20 protein-coding genes are annotated in these 21,270 nt (G+C 58.6%); 18 read left to right on the forward strand and 2 right to left on the reverse strand.

The features are described 5' to 3' along the window. The first annotated feature begins 416 nt into the window (after nucleotides 1-416). The 16 genes from ON753_RS05355 to ON753_RS05430 all read left to right on the forward strand — a co-directional run bounded on the left by ON753_RS05355 (nucleotide 417) and on the right by ON753_RS05430 (nucleotide 17,949). Nucleotides 417-1,454, forward strand: coding sequence for a hypothetical protein (locus ON753_RS05355; protein WP_265961542.1), 1,038 nt, complete (start codon nucleotides 417-419; stop codon nucleotides 1,452-1,454). Nucleotides 1,455-1,981: 527 nt separating this feature from the next. Next, nucleotides 1,982-3,019 (forward strand): hypothetical protein, encoded by a 1,038-nt coding sequence (locus tag ON753_RS05360; protein ID WP_265961543.1) that lies wholly within the window; start codon nucleotides 1,982-1,984, stop codon nucleotides 3,017-3,019. Further along, complete coding sequence (locus ON753_RS05365) at nucleotides 2,998-4,893, forward strand: hypothetical protein (RefSeq protein WP_265961544.1); 1,896 nt, start codon at nucleotides 2,998-3,000, stop codon at nucleotides 4,891-4,893. Before ON753_RS05360 ends, ON753_RS05365 begins: the two co-directional genes overlap by 22 nt. 112 nt (nucleotides 4,894-5,005) lie before the next feature. Beyond that, nucleotides 5,006-5,443, forward strand: coding sequence for a hypothetical protein (locus ON753_RS05370; RefSeq protein ID WP_265961545.1), 438 nt, complete (start codon nucleotides 5,006-5,008; stop codon nucleotides 5,441-5,443). Between the two features lie 290 nt (nucleotides 5,444-5,733). Next, complete coding sequence (locus tag ON753_RS05375; RefSeq protein ID WP_265961546.1) at nucleotides 5,734-6,321, forward strand: phage connector family protein; 588 nt, start codon at nucleotides 5,734-5,736, stop codon at nucleotides 6,319-6,321. After that, entirely contained in the window at nucleotides 6,318-8,750 is a 2,433-nt protein-coding gene (locus tag ON753_RS05380) for a phage tail protein (protein ID WP_265961547.1), read from the forward strand. The genes ON753_RS05375 and ON753_RS05380 overlap by 4 nt, the downstream gene beginning before the upstream one ends. 3 nt (nucleotides 8,751-8,753) lie before the next feature. Further along, nucleotides 8,754-9,275 (forward strand): virion core protein, T7 gp14 family, encoded by a 522-nt coding sequence (locus ON753_RS05385; protein ID WP_265961548.1) that lies wholly within the window; start codon nucleotides 8,754-8,756, stop codon nucleotides 9,273-9,275. A gap of 29 nt (nucleotides 9,276-9,304) precedes the next feature. Beyond that, complete coding sequence (locus ON753_RS05390; RefSeq protein ID WP_265961549.1) at nucleotides 9,305-10,954, forward strand: hypothetical protein; 1,650 nt, start codon at nucleotides 9,305-9,307, stop codon at nucleotides 10,952-10,954. Nucleotides 10,955-10,966: 12 nt separating this feature from the next. Further along, nucleotides 10,967-11,371 (forward strand): hypothetical protein, encoded by a 405-nt coding sequence (locus ON753_RS05395; RefSeq protein WP_265961550.1) that lies wholly within the window; start codon nucleotides 10,967-10,969, stop codon nucleotides 11,369-11,371. 83 nt (nucleotides 11,372-11,454) lie between these two features. Beyond that, nucleotides 11,455-11,766: a hypothetical protein gene (locus ON753_RS05400; RefSeq protein WP_265961551.1), complete on the forward strand. Its 312-nt coding sequence runs from the start codon at nucleotides 11,455-11,457 to the stop codon at nucleotides 11,764-11,766. Nucleotides 11,767-12,258: 492 nt separating this feature from the next. Next, nucleotides 12,259-14,061, forward strand: coding sequence for a hypothetical protein (locus ON753_RS05405; protein WP_265961552.1), 1,803 nt, complete (start codon nucleotides 12,259-12,261; stop codon nucleotides 14,059-14,061). Then, nucleotides 14,061-14,498: a hypothetical protein gene (locus ON753_RS05410; protein ID WP_265961553.1), complete on the forward strand. Its 438-nt coding sequence runs from the start codon at nucleotides 14,061-14,063 to the stop codon at nucleotides 14,496-14,498. Before ON753_RS05405 ends, ON753_RS05410 begins: the two co-directional genes overlap by 1 nt. Nucleotides 14,499-14,765: 267 nt before the next feature. Beyond that, nucleotides 14,766-15,200 (forward strand): lysozyme, encoded by a 435-nt coding sequence (locus ON753_RS05415; RefSeq protein WP_265967066.1) that lies wholly within the window; start codon nucleotides 14,766-14,768, stop codon nucleotides 15,198-15,200. After that, nucleotides 15,197-15,553 (forward strand): hypothetical protein, encoded by a 357-nt coding sequence (locus ON753_RS05420; protein ID WP_265961554.1) that lies wholly within the window; start codon nucleotides 15,197-15,199, stop codon nucleotides 15,551-15,553. The genes ON753_RS05415 and ON753_RS05420 overlap by 4 nt, the downstream gene beginning before the upstream one ends. A 231-nt stretch (nucleotides 15,554-15,784) precedes the next feature. Then, the gene (locus ON753_RS05425) at nucleotides 15,785-15,970 is read left to right on the forward strand and encodes a hypothetical protein (protein ID WP_265961555.1); all 186 of its coding nucleotides are present in this window, start codon (nucleotides 15,785-15,787) and stop codon (nucleotides 15,968-15,970) included. Between the two features lie 734 nt (nucleotides 15,971-16,704). Then, a complete protein-coding gene (locus ON753_RS05430; protein ID WP_265961556.1) occupies nucleotides 16,705-17,949 on the forward strand; it encodes a DUF2336 domain-containing protein in 1,245 nt (414 codons plus the stop codon). On the opposite strand, the gene ON753_RS05435 is transcribed toward ON753_RS05430, so the two are convergent. Beyond that, the gene (locus tag ON753_RS05435) at nucleotides 17,860-18,486 is read right to left on the reverse strand and encodes a LysE family translocator (protein WP_265961557.1); all 627 of its coding nucleotides are present in this window, start codon (nucleotides 18,484-18,486) and stop codon (nucleotides 17,860-17,862) included. The genes ON753_RS05430 and ON753_RS05435 overlap by 90 nt on opposite strands. Nucleotides 18,487-18,519: 33 nt before the next feature. Here ON753_RS05435 and ON753_RS05440 point away from each other — a divergent pair, with 33 nt between their 5' ends. Together ON753_RS05440 and ON753_RS05445 are read left to right on the forward strand one after the other, a co-directional pair. After that, nucleotides 18,520-19,347 (forward strand): extensin-like domain-containing protein, encoded by an 828-nt coding sequence (locus ON753_RS05440; protein ID WP_265961558.1) that lies wholly within the window; start codon nucleotides 18,520-18,522, stop codon nucleotides 19,345-19,347. Between the two features lie 87 nt (nucleotides 19,348-19,434). Further along, nucleotides 19,435-20,655, forward strand: coding sequence for an alanine racemase (locus ON753_RS05445; RefSeq protein ID WP_265961559.1), 1,221 nt, complete (start codon nucleotides 19,435-19,437; stop codon nucleotides 20,653-20,655). A gap of 162 nt (nucleotides 20,656-20,817) precedes the next feature. Here ON753_RS05445 and ON753_RS05450 read toward each other — a convergent pair whose 3' ends face one another. Then, nucleotides 20,818-21,246 carry a BA14K family protein gene (locus ON753_RS05450; RefSeq protein WP_265961560.1) on the reverse strand — a complete coding sequence of 143 codons (429 nt, stop codon included), beginning with the start codon at nucleotides 21,244-21,246 and terminating at the stop codon, nucleotides 20,818-20,820. Nucleotides 21,247-21,270 lie beyond the last annotated feature (24 nt).

A 21,270-nucleotide genomic window follows, 5' to 3' on the forward strand; every position in this document is an offset into this window, starting at 1 on the left:
CGGCAGGTTTTCCGATCAATGCGGCAAAAGGGCCTTTCGGAGCGTTGCCGTGGGGTAGGCAACGTCGGTGACCGGGACGTCTCACCAAATCAATCCAGATTGACGCCGGGCGACCCGCGCTTCGGCAACATGTTTCGTGCGCGCTGGCCTGGCGCCTCAACGGAGCGGCTGCCGCGATGAGCGCGCAAGCGATTTCTCTCCCGTCAGGCGAGAGATTGGGTGAGGGAGAGGCGGCGGGGAGCGCTCCGCTCTCCACTTTCCTACCCGGAGCATTGCTCCTGCCTCTCCTGAAAGAGAGAGGCGACCTTCCGGCAGAAAAAACCGATTGGAGCAACGCGCCGCATCTACCGGCGCGTGCCGTCAGCGACATCCACTTTCACGCCGGATCAATTTCACGAAAATCAAAAGGACAATCAATGACTTCTGCAATTTCCGACATCGTCGTGCCGCGCGTTTTCACGCCCTATATGGCGGAGAACAAGCCGGCGAAACTGGTCATGCTGGAAAAGTCCGGCATCCTGGCGGCGCCCGCGCCCGAGATTGCCAAGCGCTTCAAGGCGGGCGGCAACCAGATCGAGGTGCCTTATTGGGAGGATCTCGATGATGCCGAACCGACGGTGATCGACGACAGCGACAACAAGATCAGCGCCGCGAAGATCACGGCCAGCGACATGAAGGCCTACAAGCACCGCCTTGCCAAGAAATACGGTGCCAAGACCGTGGCGAGCTATGCCGCCACCGGCCGGGGCGACAGCGCCATGAACCGGGTGGCCGAGCGCATCGGCGCCTATTGGGGCCGGCGCAAGGAAGAGCGCATCATCGCGACAGCGGAAGGCGTTATCGCAGACAACCTGGCCAATGACGGCGGCGACATGGTCTATTCGATCTATTCCGACGTCAGCTCGCCGACGGCCGCAAACCGCATCAGCTACCAGGCGATCAACCGCGCCCGGCTGACCATGGGCGAGAACCTGGACGACCTGCGCGTCATTGCAATGCACAGCTTCGTCTACGGCACGCTGCTGGACGATGAAAAGATCGAGTTCAAGAAACCCTCCGAAGCCCCGTTCGAAGTGCCTTACTATGCAGGCATGATGGTGCTGCACTCGGAGATGATGCCGGTGACGGCCGGGACCAATTCGGATGAATATTCCTGCTTCCTGTTCGCCCCGGGCGCCTTCATGCATATCGACGAGGTGCCGAACCGGACGACGATCTACGGCAACGAAGGCACGGAAATCACCCGTGATCCGGACATCGGCGACGGCGGCGGCGCGGACTACCTGACCACCCGCCGTTTCGAGCTGATCCACCCGGCCGGCATGGACTTCACCGCGGCGTCCCTGGCCAAATCCCAGGGTGCCGCGCTGGCCGAGCTGCGCAATGCGGCCAACTGGAACCGCAAATACACCCGCAAGAACGTGAAACTCGCCTGCCTGAAGGTGAATATCTGATTTCGGTTTCTTGTGGCCGCTATCGGCGGTTTTCCGCAGATTGCTCCTCCCCGAACGGGGAGGAGCTTTGGCGGCGCGAATAAAGATCGCATGAAAACGCACAACGGGGCGGGGCCATGAAGCGATTGATCAGAAGGAACCTTTCGAAATTTCCTGTCTGAACAACAAGGATATTGCTCCCAAGGAGCCGTCAATTCATCAGCAGAAAACTGAAAATATGTGTTTGTGGGTTCGACTTGAATAGATGGAAATAATCATTCCTGATTGGGGCGTTCTGAGGCAGATCGTTCAGCGGAGTAGGACCGGAGCGCCGGAACGGGCGCTGACTCTCTCTGTCACGATCGGGATTGCCGGTGGCAAAAAAAGCCGTTGAAAGTCGCATGCAGGTGTGGAACATTTAGAGAACAAAATTTCGACCTAAAGTGGAAGAAAAACAATTCGAAGCGATTTGCACTTGAGCCATGGCCGTCACAGGCGATCAGAGGCTGTGTACTTTCACCCAGTAATTACCTGTCGAGGTGTTTGTCTTGAAACTACGGCTCTTTTGCCTCTTTCTGCTGTTTTTCACGGCCTTTCCACTCAGGTCCTTGAATCGCGACGTGCCAGAGCTGTTCTCCGGTGTCGACCAGATTACGGATTATCAGACCTATGTCATTTTGGAGTTCTTTTTTGATGTTGCGTTCAAAACAAACATCCTTTTTGCATTTCTGTTGTTCTTCAGAAGTGTTGTTCTTTTCAAAAACTGGTATTCAAATGTAATAATATTTTATGTTCTGGCTGTTAACCTGACCTCCTACATCTTATCCGTTCAGGCGTCATATATATTTTACTGGGACACGCTGCAGCACGTCGGCCCGGAGAGAATATTTGGCAACGAATTTGTTCTCTGCCTGACCCTGTTCATTGTCGTTATGGGGGTCTGGAAGTCGAAAAGAAACGAGAAGTTCAGTTTGACCTTGCCGGAATGGGGCGGGACTCCCGCTGATAGGAATGCAAAGAACCACAGAAACGACAGTTCTACAGGCGCCGGGTTTGCACGAGTATGGGCCAGGTGTCTTGGTAAAATTGATGTTGGATACCTAGGCAGGTTGTCGCGTTGGCTGGGTTTTCCGAGCCGAAATCTGCAGGCGCAGGCACGGTATCTTCTGTTGTTTGTCTTGCCCTTTGTAGTACTTGATCAAGGGGTCCCACTCGAACGTGTGCTCGCACGGTCCGAAACATACTATGGTGCAAATGCATTGCTCAGCTTCATTGATGATGTTTCAGCGATTTTTGTCTTTGCACTAAGCCCCATAGTTTTCTTGATCTTCTTCTTCAGGAAAGTCGTTGTGTTTGGAAATCTGCGCTCGACTATTCTCGTCTGCACAGTGCTTGCCGCGCAGCTTTTGTTTTTGATTCCCCCATTTTTCGTCTCTTCGATCGATGAGCGTGAGCTGCTCGGTGAAACGATTTTGGAAACGGTGATTGCACATGTTGTCATTCTGGCTGTGATGACATTTTTGATTGGCTCTGATTATTCCAAAGCAAGAGGAAAGAGATACCGATGGATCTTAAAGGAACTATAAAATACATTAGGAATGGAAAACCTGTATGGGATAGAAAATTCATTGGTGATTACTATGGTTCCGATAGATTTGAGGAAGAAGTAGAGAAGAAAATTGTCGGGGAATCGATAGCCTCCCAATTGCCCGGACGTCAAAACGGCGGTGCGGCAGATGCATACAGGCATATATTGCTCGCAGCCGAACTCGTGCGACTTTATGAGACCGATGCGGCCTACAGAATTTTGTTCAATCATGAACTCGATGAGACGGGCGGGGCCGACAATGGTCTGGACATGTGGAACAACGCCATAGGCATGAAGATTGGAAAACATGTCCGTGACAACAAGGGTGGCTGGGAGGATATCGTAAGACTTTCGAGGGCTGCGATTGTGGGCTCATTTACCGAGGGCAACTACGACCAGATCAAAAACTGGAAGAGGCGCAGTGCTGACGACGGCATTCGCATCGCGTTTGACCAAGACACGGAACTTCAAAGTGGTTCATGGTTCGGCGAAAGTTCTTTCGATGATTATGCCTCTCGGTTCAATCGGACGTATGCGTTTAGAGCGCGGGAGGGGGAAATCGTTCTTGAGGGTGGGAAGTTGGTAATACCTCCCATCGCGGTAACAAGCCCGCAATTTTGGTCTACGAACCCCAAGGTCCAAGTGAAAGGGAAGGATGTAGAGCTGAGCGTTCAGCAATCGCAGTTTCCCACTCCAGCCTGGTTCGAGGGACAGGGTTTTGTTTACGAAACAGGAAACGCTGCGCCCATCCTGAGCTTTTCGCCGAAACAGCTCCGTATCAGGCTGCAACCGGAGGAGTTTCCGGTTCTCAGTTTCGAGCCAGCGTGGGCGGGAACGAGCGACGTTCCACTGTCTAACTTGCAGCCCGTGCCTGGTTCGTCACCAATTTTAGGTCCGGAGCTCACCCCCGCTCCGCAACTAAAGCCGTCCGGGCCGCCTGCCGAAACCCTTCCCGAGCCTGGAGTAGTGCCCGACCAAAACAAGAAAGCGTCCTTCGAAGGGAAGGCTGGCGGTATCGTCGATCTGTCGGCGGAATCGCACGCACCGCCAAGCCCGCTGTCGAGATCTCAAGGACTAGATCCTGAACCTGTTGAGTTCGAACACCGAAGAACCGCTGCAGAAAGTCAGGACCCTACGCTGGAGTTCGAGGCAATTTCCGAAAGAACAAAAAGTGAATACATCGCCCGCAGGACCTCCTATGACACCTACAGGCGCCTGGGCCTGACGCCGGAGGAGGAGGCGCAGGCGGTGGAGGAATTCCGTGCGCTTGTGAAGGAAAGCTATGTGGACATGGGCGGCGACATGGAAGCGGCGCAGCTGCTTGCGGCGCGGCTGTTCGCCTTCGACTGGGGCCTGTCGGCATTCGCGCAGGCGCCGGAAGGCACGGTGCTGAAGCACCCGGTGGAAAAGGTCTATCCCGAGCTTGAGGACGCCGGGCATGACTACATCCGCGGCGATGTGGAAGCCTTCCTGGAAGCCCAAGGCATCAAGGCGGCCCGGTGGTATCTGACCCCGAACGAGAAGACCGGCCGGGACCGCAAGAAAGCCTGGATGGACGATCAGGGCTATGGCCCGCGCATGACCCTGGCCTATGACGACGACACCGGCGGGCAGCACGTCGTAACCGACAGCTATCAGGCGGACATACGCGGACCGCGCCTCAAGCAAACGGATGCGTATAACCGGGCGCTCGGTGAACAGGCGGCGCACTACGGCTTTGAAGATCCGGTTGCGGCGGCAAGGGCGAAGCTGTCGGGGGCGAAGCAGACAGGGGCAATGCAGACGGGGGCGGCGATACCGGTGCCCCGGGCGAAGCCGAGCCCGAAGCCGACTTCGAAGCCGACGGGGCAGGCGGTAATCTCACGGGTTTGAGAGGACTATTCGCGATTCATCGGGTTGTCCTGGCGTACGCAGAGGAGATCCCGGCTTGGGGAGCCGGGGTCTGTCGGAAAGGCAGAGACTTGTGGCTCTCCGATCCCGGCGTGTGACGCTGCGCCAGAATGGCGATGGAGAGGGGCGACTTTGTCATCAGTTTGAGGGTGGCTTTGGCCGCCCTTTTTTGTTTGAGAAGAAAGGTTCCGACATGGACGAAATCATCATGCGCCGCCTGAAGCATCTGCAGTGGCTGGAGGAAAACCACGAAAAGGACTTTCAGGAGCGTCTCGGGGTGGGCACAGCGGAAGCGGAGAAGCGGCGGGAAGAGGTGGCCGACGCGTTGTCTGCCGACTGGAACGGCAAGCGCCAGACTTCCGTTTCTGCGGTACCGCCCAGAGCGCTTCCGAGTGGTTGGCGCAAGGAACACTGGAAGACGCAGCAGGCGATTGCCGCGGATTATGCCGGCGTCAAGGCGGCGAGCAAATACGAGGCGGTCAAAGCTCTTGCCGCCTATGAGGCGCGGCTCAAGGGCGGCGAGGCTGCCTGATACAGGCTTCAGCCGGTGTTCGCCGAGACACGCGCGCGAACCGGATGCCTCGTGCCACAGACGGCCGAGGGCAAATCGCTGCGCGCTTCCTCGTGAGGAGGCTCTTGCGCAAAGGATGTTTTCCAAGAGGTCTCTTCATCACGTGCCTTCTCACTGTGGGTCGCTCCGGTGAGACTGTGCCATGCGCTGCTTGCGTGCAGAGCGTTTCAGCACCTTGAAACGGCCATTTCCACCTTCAGGTTGCCGGCCCGACAGCGGACCGGTGTGAACTTACCAAGAAAGCAGATTTCATGTCCGGTACGGTCAATACGTCCGTCGAGATGGCGAACCTTGCGCTTGCGCATCTGAAAGAGGCTCCCATCCGCGATTTCGATTTCTCCTCCGTCGCCTCGCGCTGGTTCCGCAACCACTATGCGGCCCATCGCGACGCCTATCTTGCCATGCACGACTGGGACTTCGCCACGCAGCTGACGCGGCTTCCCGCGGAAGCGGGCAAGCCGCCCTTCCGCTGGTCCTACCAGTACATGAAACCGGCGGACTGCCTGCGCATCCCGCAGCAGAGCGTGAACGGCGAGGCGAGCGGCAGGATCATTTCGTTCGAAGTGGTCGGCCAGCGCATCATGACCGATCATCCGCCGCCTTTTCCACTCCGTTACGTCAGGCGGGTGACCCGGGAGGCGGAGTTCGCACCGTTGTTCGTGCACGGCTTCTCGCTGTTCCTGGCGGCGGGCTGCGCCCATGTCATCACCGGCAAGAACAGCCGGGCGGAGGCCCTGAGGCTGGCCGCACGGGAGGCCTTCGACAGGGCCGGAAGTCTGGACGCAAGGCAGGGAACGCCCCTGCCAATGGTTGACCTCGAGATCATCACGGACCGATGAGCTATCACCTTCAAGCCACATTCAGCCGGGGCGAGTTGGACCCGGAGCTGGTCTACCGTTCGGACCTGGAGCTGTTCCGGTCGTCGCTTGCGGAGTGCCGGAATTTCATCACGCTGAAGCGCGGCGGGCTGCGCCGGCGCGGCGGAACCAAGTTCATTGCCGAACTGAAGAACAGTACCACCGGCGGCTGGCTGATCCCGTTCGAGTTCGGCAATGGCCAGTATTACATGCTGGAATTCGGGGAAGCCTATTTCCGCGTCTTCACCAGTGGCGGGAGGGTCGGCAGTGTGGAAGTGGCGACGCCCTATTCGCAAGCCGTATTGGGGGAGCTGAAATTCGTCCAGTCGACCGATACGCTGTTCATTACCGGGGGCGGTGTGCCGCCGCAGGCCCTGAAACGCCTTGGCGAAACCTCCTGGACGATGGAGCCGATGTCCTTCAAGGACGGGCCGTATCTGGACGTCAACATCTCGCCGACCAATCTGAAGCCCGCCAGCACCGGCAACCCGGTGCCGAACATGACGTCCAACACGGCGCCGAGCGGGACTGTGTCGGCCTCGAACGGCAGTTCGACGGCCTGGCAGGTGTTCAACCGGGCGGAGGGAAAGGCGGTCCTTTCCGGCGGCGGATCCGGCTGGGTGCAGTATCAGTTTCCGAGTGCCGTGGTGATCGACGGCTATATGCTGCAGGCGCCGAGCGACAACAGCCAGAACGACGACATGCCCTGGCAATGGAACATCGAGGCCTCGGATGACGGTTCGACGTGGACGATACTGGACACGCAGGACGGGCAGGACACCTGGGCGTCAAACGAGTGGCGCGAATATGCCTTCCATAACGAGACCGCCTTTCAGTACTACAGGCTGAGCTTCACCCAGGGCGGCGGGGCCAATTCCGACAATTCGGCGATCGGGCAGATCGTCTTTCATCAGGCCGGGCAGGACCAGACGCCGTTCGACCTGACGGCATCGAACACCGCAGGGATCAACGGCGGGGACGGGTTCAAGCCGTCCGATGTCGGTCGCCATATCCGCTTTCGCGGCTCGGACGGTTTCTGGCGCTGGTTCAAGATCACCGGCTATTCCTCGGCAACCGTGGTGAAGGTCCAGCTTTTCGGGCAATCGCTGCAGAATACCAAGGCGCAGAGCATCTGGCGGCTTGGCGCATGGTCGGACACGACCGGCTGGCCCGAGACGATCGGCTGGCACAAGAGCCGGCTCGCCTTTGCCGGAACCCTGCACGAACCGCAGAAGATCTGGGAAAGCCGGACGGAGGATTTCACCAATTTCGCGGTCTCGCATGTGCTGCAGGCGTCCGACGCGGTGACGGCCGGCATTCTTTCCGGTCAGGTGAACCGCATCCAGTGGCTGGTCGACGACAACGATCTGATCGTCGGAACCACACGGGCCGTGCGCGCGGTCGGCAAGGCCACGGACCAGGATCCATACGGTCCGGAGAATGTCGACCAACGGCCGGAAACCAATTTCGGCGCCAACAGCGTGAAACCGATCAAGGTCGGGTCCGTCCTGCTCTATTTCGGGTCCTACGGCACGGACATGCGCGAGATGGCCTATGACCTGGCCGCGGACGGGCGCCAGTCCCAATCGGTGAGCGAGGTGCAGTCGCATCTTTTCCGGCAGGGCATTTCCGGCGCCTGCTACCAGCAATATCCGGACAGCATCATCTGGCAATGGGACCGGACGGGGCAGGGCATCGGCTTCACCTATGAGCGCCAGCAGCAGGTTTACGGCATGCAGCGCCACGACTTCGGCGGAGAGGTGGAATGCATGGCCGATCTCTCCGGAGCGCTGTCGGACGAGGTCTGGATGATCGTCAAGCGAACCATCGACGGTCAGACCAAACGCTACATCGAGATCATGCAGCGGCCCTTTGCGGGCGGCGCGATCGAGGATGCCTGGCACCTGGATTGCGCGACCCGCTATGAAGGCGCGCCGGCGAACATGCTTTCCGGCCTCGACTACCTGGAAGGCGAGGAGGTCGTTCTCTATGCGGACGGCACGGACTATCCGGCGGTTGTGACGGGCGGGGAGGTGAGCCTGCCGAACGGGCAAACGGCAAGCAGGATCCTGGTCGGTCTCGACGTGAAGGCGCGGGCGAAAACGCTGCCCTTTCCAGTGAATGCCCAGGACGGTTCGGCCATGGGCCGGAAGATGCGCGTCGACAGGTGCTCCATCGCCGTTCTGGAAACCGGCACGCTGAGGGCCGGATCCGACGAGACCTATCTGGACGAGCTGATTTTCTACCGGGCGGGCGATCCCGCAGGCAAGCCGGCGCCGCTGCGCACCGGTGTGCTCGACCAGGCAATCGAAACCCGATGGGAAGACGGGGGGCAGCTGACGCTGGAAGCCGGCGGCGGCAAACCCTGCACCATCCTGGCCATTAATTTCGGCCGAGACGCGGAGCCTTGAACCATGTGTCATCCAGCAGTTTTTGCAGCGGTTTCCGCAGTCGGGTCGCTGGCCGGCGGTGTTGTGCAAGCCCAGGGAATGCGCCAGCAGGCGGATGCCCAGGCAAAGTCGGAAGAACGCCGGGCGCAGCTTGCGGACCGCCAGAAGGAAATCAATCAGACGCAGGCATCCTTCGAGCGGCGGCGAACGCTCGAAGGCCTCGACAAGGTGCTCGGCAACAACCGGGCCGCCGGTGCGGAACGGGGCCTGTCGGAAACAGGGTCTCTCAGCGATGTCGCGGACGACAATGCCTATGAGGCCGCTCACCAGATCGAGGCGATCCGGTACCGGGCGGAAGGGCAGAGGGACAATCTGACCTTCGAGGCCGCCAGCGCCCGCGAACGCGCCCGTTCCAGCCGCAGGGCCGGGCGGATCGGTGCTGCCGGCGCCATCCTCGGCGGCGTAACCAGTGCCTTCACGACGCTCGGCAACGCCTATTACAAAATGGCGGATCCGGCAGGATCACCCAGCGGAAGTACTCGTTAGATTATTGGCGAACATACGGTTCTTTGAAAATGGCAAGACTTGAGAAATTCAGCGGTGCCCAGAGCCTTCCGGGTGTCGGCAATCCGCAGGTCGTGGCGGATACGGCGGTGGGTGCAGCAACCGCAGGGTTCGGCAGGCAGATAAGGCAATCGGCCGACGAGATCGGAGGCCTGGTCGACGACGCTCACAAAGCGCGCCAAGCCCGTCTGGCGCGCCTGGCGCGTGAGCAACAGGAACAGGCGGACCGATTTGCGGTGGTGGCCGCCGGCCTGAAGCTGCGGCGCAAGCTGACTGGCATGCAACCGGAAGAGCAGCACAAGCTTCGACCCGGGGCCATCGGCCATACCGAAGCCATGCTGGCGAAACTGGAAAAGGAGCGCAACGAACTTCTCAAGGAGCTGCCGGAAACCGCACGTCCAGAATTCGCTCGCGAAGTTGAGGCAAGGCGGCCCCAATACGCCGGCCGTTTTGCGGCAGAGGAGCACGCTGAAAACAGGAAATACTTTCAGCAAGGGTTTCTCGAAGCGTCCGAGCAACTCGTCGCCGAAGTCCGGGACAACCCCGATAGCCTCCTGGAGGCCCGGCGGGAGGGGGAGGCGCTTCTGGAAGCCATGCCGTTGGCACGGCACGAAAAGGCGGAGGCCTTTCTGGCCCTGAACGAGCAGCTTACCGAAGCTTTTGTGGAAACCCGTCCCGTCGACGACCAGATTGCCGCTCTTGAACGCGAGCTGGCACGGCGTGAAATGACTGCGGCGGAAGCAGGCCGGACTGCACCGGCGGCGGGTATGACAGGAGGTGTCACCGCCGCGGAGGGCGCGGTTGCAAAGGAAACCGAAGGGCGCGCGCTCCGGGAAAAAGACTTAAAAGCTTCTGACGCGGCCACTGATGCCGAGAGGCAGGCCTATCCTCCGGATCCCGCAGGAATGGCTGATCACCTCAAGTTCCTGCCCGGCACGACGCTGAAACGGCTTCACGACAGCGCCGTGCGCAAAAAGACTGTAGCGGCCGCGGCGGAGGCCGAGCGAATTGCCGGCAGGATCGCAGATACACACGGGCTGTTCAATCCGAGGGACATCGAGAGCAATCCGGTTCTCGGCCCGCACCAGAAGGTGCAGTTGATCAACGCATTGAAAAATGCTACGCAAGAACAAAGCAAGAACCTGGAGGCAGTCAGTTGGGTTTTGTCGCCGCAGAAGGGGGACGCGTCTTCCTCAGAGGATCGCGATCTGGCGAACCGCGCCTTCTCTCATCTGACTGACGGCGAAGCCGATCGGGATGTGATTGCGCGCGAGATCCTGCGCACGAAAGGAGTGTTGCCGGGGGCTTATGTCAAATCGCTCAGGAAGGGGCTGGAGAGCAAGGATCCTGGGGAAGTTGGCAGGGCGTATCTAAGTCTGTCCGCGCTTCATCTGGTCAATTCAAGCGGAGAACGGTGGGGAAGGCAGGATCAGGACCTGCAGAAAGCCAACACCAGATGGCGGGTTCTCACGGACGATTACGGGTTGAGCCCGGCTGAAGCTGCCGAGAAACTGTCAATCGCCAATGACACTGAACGGCGGACGGCTCTTGAGCGGAGCCTGGGGAGCCGGCGGTTCGGCAAGCAGGGGGTGCAGATTGACAAAGAGTGGGTTTTGGACCGGCTTGGCGTTTCGGCTACCGCAACGGCCAAGTCCCCATAGACGAACTTCTAAGTGGTATCGAGTTTATCGACCGGGATCGCCTGCATCGCAGCCCAGACGACGACATCAGGTTGGCGGGCGGCGTCAACGGTCTCAGGGCCCGGCGGCGTGCCGATCATAGGACGCCTTGATCCGGACGAGCCCACCGCCTTTTACGGCGGGCATACGCCCGATCAGGCCGCCGCCGCTGCACAGCCCTACCAGGGACTGATGCTGAATCCGATGGATCCGGCAGCGCGTTCCTCGGTGCTGTTTAACGAAATACGCGGAAAGCAAGGAGGCAAGAAAGCCTCTGACAGCGGCAAGAATGAACAACACGGAAATGGTGGAAAGGCGAAAGCCAAAGCAGAAAAACAAGTCGACGAATTGAATGCCAGCTTTCGGAAGAAAAGATCCGCCGGGAGAAAAAGAAATTGAAAAAGAAGATCGAAAACGTTGAACGTAAGGGACAAAAAGGCGAAACGCGGCGAGAATCATAGCAGAAGAGGAAAGGGGACCCGATGAGCGGTGCAGAGTGGGACTGGACGCCAGGCGTTGGCGTGGGGCCGTTCGGATTTGGGACACTTATCCAAGACTACATGTCTCACTACGACGTGAAGTTGGTGCGTCGGGAAGGTTCCAGCATCACCGGGTGTGGCGAATACGAAATCGGGGGAGAAGACAAGGTAGTCTGGACTGAGGAAGGCAAAATTGTTTGCGTTCGAAGTGATGATTTCTGGGGTTACAAAGGCAAAAACCTGATCGGCATGTCCGAAGAAGAACTCATAGCTCACATGGGTCAAGACCCTGATGAGATCGGCACCAGCGTCTAATATGAGGACGGATCGGTCCAGACGCCCTTTGAGTATGACGATCTCGCTCTGGAAGTCTGGTTCGAAGACGGCAAATGTGTGTGCGCATCCGCGACGGAGATCGTGGACGACTGAAAAAGCGGGCAAGCTCCAGCGTTCTTGGCGTCTTCACCCGGGCCTGTTCTTTGCGCCGATGCCCTGGTCCGTTGAATTGAGTTCGCGTCCTCCGATCTATCATACCGTTTCTGCCTGACGGCGCCGTGTGAGACAGCCGCCGCGTATGGCGGTAGTCGGTAGAGCGCGGATTTTGTCCGTGCAGGGTTCATCTTCTTGAAGATCGTCTCCCGACACGGCCCGAGATCTCCTGGAGAATTCGGCCGACGCTATTTCTTTAGCCGTGTGGAGCTGGAAACCCGTGCCGGTACGCGAGCGCAAAACCACGAAGACACGCATTTCCTGAAGATCTAACCTCAATCCAGCGCATAATTGCGCTGAAAACCAACAGGAAATTTCATGACAGTAGCAGCCTTGACGGAAGGCCGCGCCCAGGTTCAGGGTGACGGCGTAACCGATCGTGTCGACTTGCCATTTCAGTTTGTCGATCAAAACGACCTTCTGGTGATTCACACCGATGCGAACGGCAACGATACGAAATGGATTTATCAGCAGGTGCCGGGACATTGGTATTTCACAGGAGGTGATTATGCCACGGGAACGGTGTTCTTCACCGCCGCCGATCTGTCGGCCGGCGAACGTCTCACCGTGACCTTGGTGAGCACCTATGAGCAGCCTTTTACGCTGGACGGAGGGGAAATTGACCCGGACGTGCTTGAACGGGCGATGGACCGGACGGCCATTGCCGTCCAGGCGATCGCCGCGCGGGTGGGCCGGTCCCTTTCGGTGTCGCCAAGCCTGGAAGGACAATTGCCAAGTCTGGAAGTTCCGGACCTCCCGGACGGCTACGGATTTGTTCGCCAAGGAGACCAGCTGGTTCCGGCTCTCATTGACAGCGCCGCGATTTCCACCGCAGTTGCGGCTGCGGAGGGTGCGCACGAGGGTGCGCAAGTTGCGGCAGCAACCGCCGGAATGCACGCGGCGACTGCGGAAAACGTAAGGGCTGAGGCAGAGGCGGCAGCTCTGGTGGCTGGAGAGGCACAAACAGCAACGGAAACCGCGCGGGCGGGGGCTGAAACCGCTCAAGCGAATGCGGAGGCGGCTGCTGCGCAGGCGGCCGAGGATGCTGCGACCGTGGTGGGCGCCGGCCGCATACCGGTAGGATCTATCATGCCGTGGTTCAGCGATGTCGCGCCGAACCAGTACTGGCTGATTATCAAGGACCAGAACCAGGTGTTCAGCCGGGCACTGTTCCCGCAGCTGCTTGATGTACTCGCACCGGAACGGACCGTTACCATTACGAGCAACCTGGCAGTGGTCACCGGGATTGGCTCTGACCAGGGGCTTGCTCCCGGTATGCCTGTCGAGGGGACGAACATTCCGGACGGCACTACGATCCTTTCCGTTGATGGTCCTACGCAAGTCACGCTGAGCGCCGTTGCGACCGGACCAGGAACAACCTGCAGGGTGCTCCGCTATGGCAACGGCGACGGCAGCACGACGGCGAACCTGCCGAAACTTGCTGGCCGCTATATACGCGGTTGGGATCCGTCGGCGCTGATCAACGTCGACGCTGGCGGCGTGCTCGGCATTACGCAGGAGGATGCGATCCAGAACATCACGGGAGAGGTTGGTTATCGGACGGAGAACAACACTCAACACGGCGCCTTCTATAGGGACGACAGCAATAAGTGGCACTACACGAACTCTAGTGGCGCTGATCCTTCAGACGGCATCGCATTCGACGCTTCCCGCGTCGTTCGCACCTCCGAGAATGAAACACGCGGCAAGGAGGTCGTCGGTACTTGGATTATCAAAGTGGCCGACGGTATGGACGATGAGGTGACACTCAACGCCGTTCAGGTGGTGCAGGACCTTGCTACCGCGCAGAACAACATTGCAGCGCTGAAGGCCCAACTTGCTGCAACCGAAGCGCAACTGATTGGCGTCGGTCAGACGTGGCAGGATGTGACGGGGTTACGGGTGCTAGCCACAGCGTATCACAATACGAACAGCAGGCCGATTTTCATAGCAGTTAGGGGAGCACAAGGATCCAACCTGCAGGTTTCGCCTGATAACGCGACTTGGGTGACAGTGATGGCTGCTGGAGCTAATCAGATACTCTCGCACACTGGCGTAGTCCCGAGCGATTGGTACTACAAAGTAAGCAGTAACTTCTCATACTGGTCGGAGCTATGCTAATGGAGACAGGTTTCTTTCACCCAGACCGCGGTTATTGGCAGACGGTCAGCCAGCCCTCAGCCGCCATCAGGATGTCCTACCCAGCAGGAACCGTTGAGGTCCCCATTAAGCCAGGTGCCAATTACGAATGGATCGACGGCACATGGATATACACACCTCCGCCGCCTCCGACACTGAAAGAACTGCGTGAAGCAATGCCGCCTGTGACGGCACGGCAGTTTCGTCTCGGTCTGATCAATGCGAGCCGTGCTCTCGAGGCGGTTGACGCCGCCATCGCCGCGATCTCAGATGAGACCGAACGTGCCAGGGCCCTAGTGGAATGGGAATATGCCACTCAGTTTTCGCGGCTGGCCCCCTTTGTCGTGAGCTTGGCACCCTCGATCGGTTTCACAGAGGATGAATTTGACACGCTGTGGCAGGAGGCCATGAAGCTCTGAGGCTTTCGGCAGTCCGAAATACGCGCCGCCCGAGAGGCGGCTTTTTTGTACCTGAATGGCCCTTCATGAAACGGGTGCCGGGTCCTGCAAATTATTGCCTGGAGGGTAAACCTCCCGCTCCTTACCGCGCTGCTATCCGGCGCTGAAGTGGCCCAGGCCCTTCCGGAGCCTCCAGTGCACCGAGGCGTCTTGGGTCTCATTCGGCGCCCGTTTCTTCTTAAAAAAGGATGTTCGCAGATGAGACATAGAACCCGCCTGGTCGGAGCCATGGGGGCCGCAGCGATTGCGCTGGTTGGAGCCTGGGAAGGGCTCCGGTTGGTTGCTTATCCGGACATCGTCGGCGTTCCGACGGTTTGCTTCGGCGAAACGCATGGAGTGAGGCTTGGTGATCAGTACACGAAGGAAGAATGTGATGCAAAGCTGCTTGCTTCGCTGAGGAGGCACGAGGCGGGCATGCGCCGATGCTTGAAACGGCCGGATGTCATTCCGACTCGCTCCTATGTCGCGTTTGTGAGCCTTACCTATAACATCGGGGTAGGGGCTTTTTGCCGGTCGACGGCGCGGAAGCGTCTCGATCGAGGAGACCTCAGGGGCGCCTGCGATGCTGCGAGGTGGTTCGACAAGGCCGGCGGCCGAACAAGTCAGGGCCTTGTCAACCGCCGTTCTGCGGAGCACAAGCTGTGCCTCGAGGGGGCAGAATGATCGCACTCCTTGATATTGTTCTTCGCAGCCGAACCGCTGCCTTGGTTCTTGCCATTGCCGCCGTTTTGGGCGGCTTTTTTGTTTGGCACAAGGTCGACAAATCCAGCGCGGTCCGCCGCGCGCGGGAAGGTTATGTGACCCAAGCGGAGCTGACGTCGACGCGGGCCCAATTGGAAGAACTCAGACGCCGCCAGGCAGTGGCAGATGCCGCCCGCGGCTACTTCAACTCCGAAGTCCAGAAGGCTCAGGCGGAAGCCAAAGCCGCAGAGCAGGAGCTAGAACGCTATGTTTCGACGGTTGAGGATAGCTGCGTTGTGCGGTCCGGCCTTATTGACCGCCTGCACAATCGTTGATGATCGGCTGCAAGCGACCGCAACACAGGCCGGGCTCAGGCAGGCGGCTCGATACTTGCCGGACTATCCGGAAGACTGCCGGCAGACAGAGAAATCCGGTGTCCGGATCGGGGAGCCATTGGACGTTGCCCTGATCCGGACCGATCAGGCCCTTGGCCTCGCAAATGCCCGCGTGCGGCGGTGCAGCCGTTGGTATGAGAGAATCAAAAGCGGTTTTGAAAGCGAGGCCGAATGAATAAACAGGATATAGTCACGGCACCTGTTGCTCTGGGAGCTATTGCCTGGCCGCAGGTTCACAAGATTGTTGAGTGGATCGCTGCTGAGGCTCAGCTGGTTTTGCCAATCCTCGGCACCTTATGGTTACTCGTTCAGATCGCGGCGAAGGTTTACACCACGTGGATCAAGGGACGGCGTTGATAGCGAGCTTCCCTACGCGCGCAACTTTCCGATGAAAAAGGATTCGCACGAGATTGGGCGCAATCAGAAATTGTGCTTCCTTCCTCAGTTGCGCCGAGCCCTATTTACCTTTGGTAGCCAGCTATCTTGCCAACCAGTTGTTATAGTTGCCGTAAACTCAAACAGTCACACTGAGCCGAAAACCAGCCGGCACCTTCTGGAGCGGCGAGCTCGAACTGCTGTTATTATTCTTTGTCGCTGATGAGTTTTCCGGCCGCACTTCAGTTTAGCGGCTTCTATTCGTTTATGGTTTCGATGGTTGGACTAGATTACGCCAACCACGATGGCAGCCAAAAAAACGAAAGCTGCGAGAAAGGCAATCATGTTCAGGTTCCGTACAAGGGTCATCTGTCCGCTCCCGATTACCTCTGTTTGACCCGCCGATATTAAGACAGCAGTTATGGGAAACGAAGAAAAAAGATGCTGCATTGCAACGTGGGAATTGCACCTAAAGGTTGTTGCTCTTGAGGGATTGTTAATTAAGCTATTGAAAGAAAAAGAAACAATCCGTGATCACTTTCGGTCGGCCGTATCAGGCTCCGTACTAAAAAATTCCGGTTAGGTCCCTGAACCCGGGCTTTGCCTGTCATTCGGTCGACCGACAAGTCAGAGGGAACCGGAAAGGCCGAAGGTAGCGTAATGTTAACAGGATCCTGCTAGTTTCGCTTTAACGCGATTACTGCGTCGGAGTGCTAATGTTCAATCTTGCGAAACTTGCTGATCTGGCGAGAGATCACACCGCTGCGGGCCGCAAGAGCCTGATCAAGACGCTGACCGACCTTTTTGTAAGTGCCGGCGATGACCGCGATGAACAGATCAGTCTGCTTTTTGGCGATATCGTTCTGAAGGTTCTCGGACAGTTGGAGGAGGAAACCCGCATCATTCTTTCCAAAAGGATGTGCCGGGAAAAGGCTGCTCCGCATGAACTGATGGTGAGGCTGGCACAGGATACGATTGCTGTGGCCGAACCTGCACTTGAGCACTCACCCGCGCTTACGTCGGAAGATCTCGTCGCGATCGCTTCCACGGCCTCAATGGAACATCTGGGCGCGATCGCCGGTCGCGTGTCGGTGGATGAGGCCGTCACTTCCGTACTGGTTGATCGCGGCGACGCCAAGGTCTTGAGCAAGGTGGCCGAGAATCAGGGAGCCGAGTTCGCCGATGCAGCCTTCCTGAAACTGGTCGAAAAAGCGCGGTCCAACGTATCGATACAGGCGGCTCTCATCAAGCGTCCGGATCTGCCTGAGGAGGCAGCTCAGGCGCTGTTGCCGTTTTTGACAGAGGAACTGAAAGAGCGGATCACGGCACTGGGCGCAGACAATACCCTCGTGCAGTTGCTCGCGGAACGGGCGGCCACGGAAGTTGCTGCCCGTGCTCAGAAGCTTGATGAGGCCCGTGAACAGTCGAACGCGCTGATAAGGGACGTCGTGAGCAAGAAAACAAAGATCGATGATGCCGTAACCCTGTTTGCACGGGCCGACCGGACCGCGGAACTGGGAATGCTGCTGGCCAGGGTGAGCGGACTTCCACCCGGTGCGGTCTCCCAACTCTTGTTCAGTGCCAGCGACAAGCCGTTGATCATTCTCTGCAAGGCCAACGGGGTCACATCAGACGCTTACAAGGATATCCTCACTATGCGGGCTCGGCGGCTGCGCATCGGCGGTCTTGAGCTGAATGCAGCTATACAGCGATACGCAGCGTTGAGCGAGGAGGGCGCCCGCCGGTCGCTGGAGACGCTGAAACAGGCCGGCTCTGCTTTTGGGTTGAAAACCGAGGTCGATACTGCGTCTGAGGAAAAGCGTTCGAAAAAAATATACCCTTTGCGTCCAGCCGCTGAAGCCTCGGGTGCTTTATCCGGCGGATCTCTGCAGGGACGCGGTCATGGCGGCAGCGGAAATCAGAAAGCCGCCGCCAATTTTGCTGACAAGCCGCAGCAGTGACGGACTGCGCAGTTTCTGCCCCACGGCGGCTGCCGCGAGTGCATAGACGGCTGCGTTCACAATGCCAAGCACCACGAACGTCGTTCCGAGTATTGCCAACTGCGGCACGACGGGTGCGCTTGGAGCTATAAAGTGCGGCAGAAACGCTATGAAGAAGACAATGGCCTTCGGATTGAGCGCGGTTACAAGATAGGCGTGCCAGAAGATTTTCCGAGCCGGAACGTCAGCGACCTGATGGGGCCCGAGCGCAGTGGGCCGGCTGCGCCACATTTTAATACCCAGCCAGACCAGATAGACTGCTCCGACCCACTTGAGCGCCGCAAATGCGGTGGCTGATGCAGCCAGAACCGCCCCCAGTCCCATGAGTGAAGCCGCCGCCGCCGTTGCGTCTCCCAGCCCGACCCCCATCACTGTGGCGAATGCTGATTTGCGGCCGTGGGTCAGAGCGTAGCTTACGACCAACATGATCGTTGGACCGGGTATGGCCAGCACGATCAACGTGGCCACAATATAGGCGAAATAGAGTTCGAGTGTCATCGGCGCCATCCTGAATGAGGTATGCGAACTTAGATGACTGGCGCGGGTTGTTCAATCATGTACCTTGCTGTCATGGTTGTGTCGGAATGCGTGATAATGCGGATAGTGGGTAGCGTGAGTTGCTTCTTTTGCGGCCTGGTTCTCATTGTTCATCCAGCGCCCGCCGCATCGGATCCCGTGCCGGACGCAAAGCCGCTGGTGGCACAGGATTCCGAGCCGTTCGTTGAAGGTGTCGACACGCCACCCGCGAAACCTTCGCTTCCAGCGCCAGCGGAGGAGACAGTGGAAATCCCTCCGGAGCCACTGACCGAATGCGATGTTCCCGGGGCACTGATCAAACTTGCCGACCCGGTTGCGGGAAAGTCCGGCAGCGATGCGGCGTGCGGTATTGCTGAGCCGGTCCGGCTGAACGGTGTCGTGGTCGGAACCGCCGCCGCCAAGTTTCCTTCACCTGTGACTGTTTCCTGCCGCTTCGCCAAAACCCTGACAAAGTGGCTGCGAGACGATGTCCTTCCTGCTGCAGAGGAACAGTTCGGCAGCCCGGTCTCGGTTCTCGCGAGTGGGCCGGGCTACCAATGCCGCCGCCGGAACAATTTGCCGGATGGAAAATTATCTGAGCACGCACTGGGAATGGCGATCGATATTTCACACATCGAACTGGACGATGGCTCTCGGATCTCGATTGAAGACGACTGGGGAGCGGAAACGAAGAAGGGCCGTTTCCTGAAGGAGATCCATACATCGGCGTGTGAACGCTTTACGACCGTACTCGGCCCGGACGCAGATTCCAGCCACCGTTCCCATTTTCATCTGGATATCGGATGCCACGGCAAGGCTTGTACCTATGTCATCTGCCAGTAGTTCACAGCACTGGCTCCAATCGCTGCTTGCAAATCCGCCGCAAGCTTGTTCCCTTGAGATCGCAGACATACAACGCTGGAACCGCTCATGGAACGATACAAGACTGCCGTAGACGCCGCCCTGCAACTTCGTCCCGATGAACCGGTCTACTGTTTCCGGCCTGACGTTCTTCGGGAGGATGCACAGCAGTTTCAAGCGCTTTTTCCGGGGAAAACGGCCTATGCGGTGAAGACGAATGGTGAGCCTTTTGTGCTCGAGGCTCTCGCCAAAGCAGGTATCGGCTGTTTCGACGTTGCGTCTCCCGCCGAGTTTGCCGCAGTCAGACAGGCAGCGCCGGAGGCCGAGATGCTTTACATGCATCCGGTCAAGGCGCAGTCCGACATCCGGCTCGCACTTGAACAATATGGCATTCGTACTCTTTCCCTCGACCACGAGGACGAAGTCGCAAAGATTCTGCGCATTGTGCGGGCCCTGGATATCGATCCTGCTACGATCACTCTGTTTGTCCGCATTGCCACCAAGGGACATGCAGCGTACGAGCTTTCCAAGAAATTCGGAGCGGCTCCCGGTCACGCGGTTGAACTTTTGCAGCGTATCGACAGGGTCGGGTTCAGATGCGGCCTCTGTTTCCATGTCGGCAGTCAGGTGGAAGAACCGGAGACCTATGAAAGGGCGCTGGCCTCAGCGGACTGGATCAGGTCGAGAGCCGGCGTGCCGATCGTCGAACTTGACGTTGGTGGCGGATTTCCAGCCGTATACGGCCATGACCCGCGCAGGAAAGCTCCCGAAATGCCTTCGCTTGTGGAACTGATGGAACAGCTCAAGTCCGATATCGTCGAATGGCAGTTTGACGATTTGCCGCTTGTGGCTGAACCTGGTCGGGTGATCGTCGCCAGATCGATTTCCCTCATCGTAAGAGTGCTTCTGAAAAAGGGGCGGCGGCTTTACATCAATGACGGCATCTGGGCCTCGCTGTCCGACAGCTGGACCGGCAAGATTACTCTGCCGGCACGGTTCATTCCCGACCCGGCCCGCAGAACCCGGACCGGCCAGGCGGACAAGATCGTGCCGTTCAAGGTGTGCGGTGCGACCTGCGATAGCGTCGATATTCTTTCCCGCCCCTTTTGGCTCCCCGAGACCGTGGACACGGGAGATTGGATAGAAATTGGCCATATCGGCGCCTACAGTCTGTCGCTGCGGACGCACTTCAACGGCTTTTATCCTGACAAGGTGATTGAAGTCAGTACGCCCTTTGATGCAGGGGACGCCCCGGACAGCTTTGCCTCTATCGAGACGATGGCGGATTAGACGGTAGGTTCGTTCAAACAAAAACGGCAACAAGCGGGCGGCCAGTTCGGCTGGCCTGTCGCTTGTCGCCGAAAGTTGGCGGGCGCTGGCGAAGGGCGAACGATTGGGATCGTTTGACGCCGGTGGGTTCGCCCAGAGCCGGAATTTATTGAGTTATGCGCCTTACTGGCAGAAACGCTGCTCGCCGCGATAGGTTGTGTAGGTCCCGGTAGACGGATTGAAAGACCGGTATTTTGCGGAACAGTACTGGTACCAGGCCGGACTCCAGGGCTGATAGCTGACGTTTTCGTGAACACGGCCGGGGTAGGGTGCCGGCCGGTAATAGTTGACCGGCGGAGGACCGGCGTAGCGCGGCTGGTTCGTGGTTCCCAGCAGAATCGCACCAGCTGCAAGACCGATTACGCCGGCGGCGACGGCTGCGCCAACATTGTCGTTGTTTCTGTGGCGCTTGTGCTTACGGTAGGAACTGTGATTGTTGCTATGGTAATCACGCCAACCGTGTCTCGACCCGGCTTCCGCTGTCACCACAGTCGGCAGAAGGAGCGTGCCCGCCAAGGCGGCGGCGATCAGGCGTTTGCTCATGTTAGTCATCGATCTCTCTCCAAGCGCTCGCGC

It is taken from the genome of Roseibium salinum (assembly GCF_026240905.1).
In the GTDB taxonomy this organism is placed as follows: Bacteria; Pseudomonadota; Alphaproteobacteria; order Rhizobiales; family Stappiaceae; genus Roseibium; species Roseibium salinum.

Coding starts and splice junctions, on each gene's coding strand:
- ON753_RS05390 (WP_265961549.1), top strand. CDS start 9,305: ATGGCAAGACTTGAGAAATTCAGCGGTGCCCAGAGCCTTCCGGGTGTC.
- ON753_RS05420 (WP_265961554.1), top strand. CDS start 15,197: ATGATCGCACTCCTTGATATTGTTCTTCGCAGCCGAACCGCTGCCTTG.
- ON753_RS05425 (WP_265961555.1), top strand. CDS start 15,785: ATGAATAAACAGGATATAGTCACGGCACCTGTTGCTCTGGGAGCTATT.
- ON753_RS05445 (WP_265961559.1), top strand. CDS start 19,435: ATGGAACGATACAAGACTGCCGTAGACGCCGCCCTGCAACTTCGTCCC.
- ON753_RS05405 (WP_265961552.1), top strand. CDS start 12,259: ATGACAGTAGCAGCCTTGACGGAAGGCCGCGCCCAGGTTCAGGGTGAC.
- ON753_RS05375 (WP_265961546.1), top strand. CDS start 5,734: ATGTCCGGTACGGTCAATACGTCCGTCGAGATGGCGAACCTTGCGCTT.
- ON753_RS05410 (WP_265961553.1), top strand. CDS start 14,061: ATGGAGACAGGTTTCTTTCACCCAGACCGCGGTTATTGGCAGACGGTC.
- ON753_RS05400 (WP_265961551.1), top strand. CDS start 11,455: ATGAGCGGTGCAGAGTGGGACTGGACGCCAGGCGTTGGCGTGGGGCCG.
- ON753_RS05430 (WP_265961556.1), top strand. CDS start 16,705: ATGTTCAATCTTGCGAAACTTGCTGATCTGGCGAGAGATCACACCGCT.
- ON753_RS05365 (WP_265961544.1), top strand. CDS start 2,998: ATGGATCTTAAAGGAACTATAAAATACATTAGGAATGGAAAACCTGTA.
- ON753_RS05355 (WP_265961542.1), top strand. CDS start 417: ATGACTTCTGCAATTTCCGACATCGTCGTGCCGCGCGTTTTCACGCCC.
- ON753_RS05450 (WP_265961560.1), bottom strand. CDS start 21,246: ATGACTAACATGAGCAAACGCCTGATCGCCGCCGCCTTGGCGGGCACG.
- ON753_RS05440 (WP_265961558.1), top strand. CDS start 18,520: ATGACTGGCGCGGGTTGTTCAATCATGTACCTTGCTGTCATGGTTGTG.
- ON753_RS05435 (WP_265961557.1), bottom strand. CDS start 18,486: ATGACACTCGAACTCTATTTCGCCTATATTGTGGCCACGTTGATCGTG.
- ON753_RS05385 (WP_265961548.1), top strand. CDS start 8,754: ATGTGTCATCCAGCAGTTTTTGCAGCGGTTTCCGCAGTCGGGTCGCTG.
- ON753_RS05415 (WP_265967066.1), top strand. CDS start 14,766: ATGGGGGCCGCAGCGATTGCGCTGGTTGGAGCCTGGGAAGGGCTCCGG.
- ON753_RS05380 (WP_265961547.1), top strand. CDS start 6,318: ATGAGCTATCACCTTCAAGCCACATTCAGCCGGGGCGAGTTGGACCCG.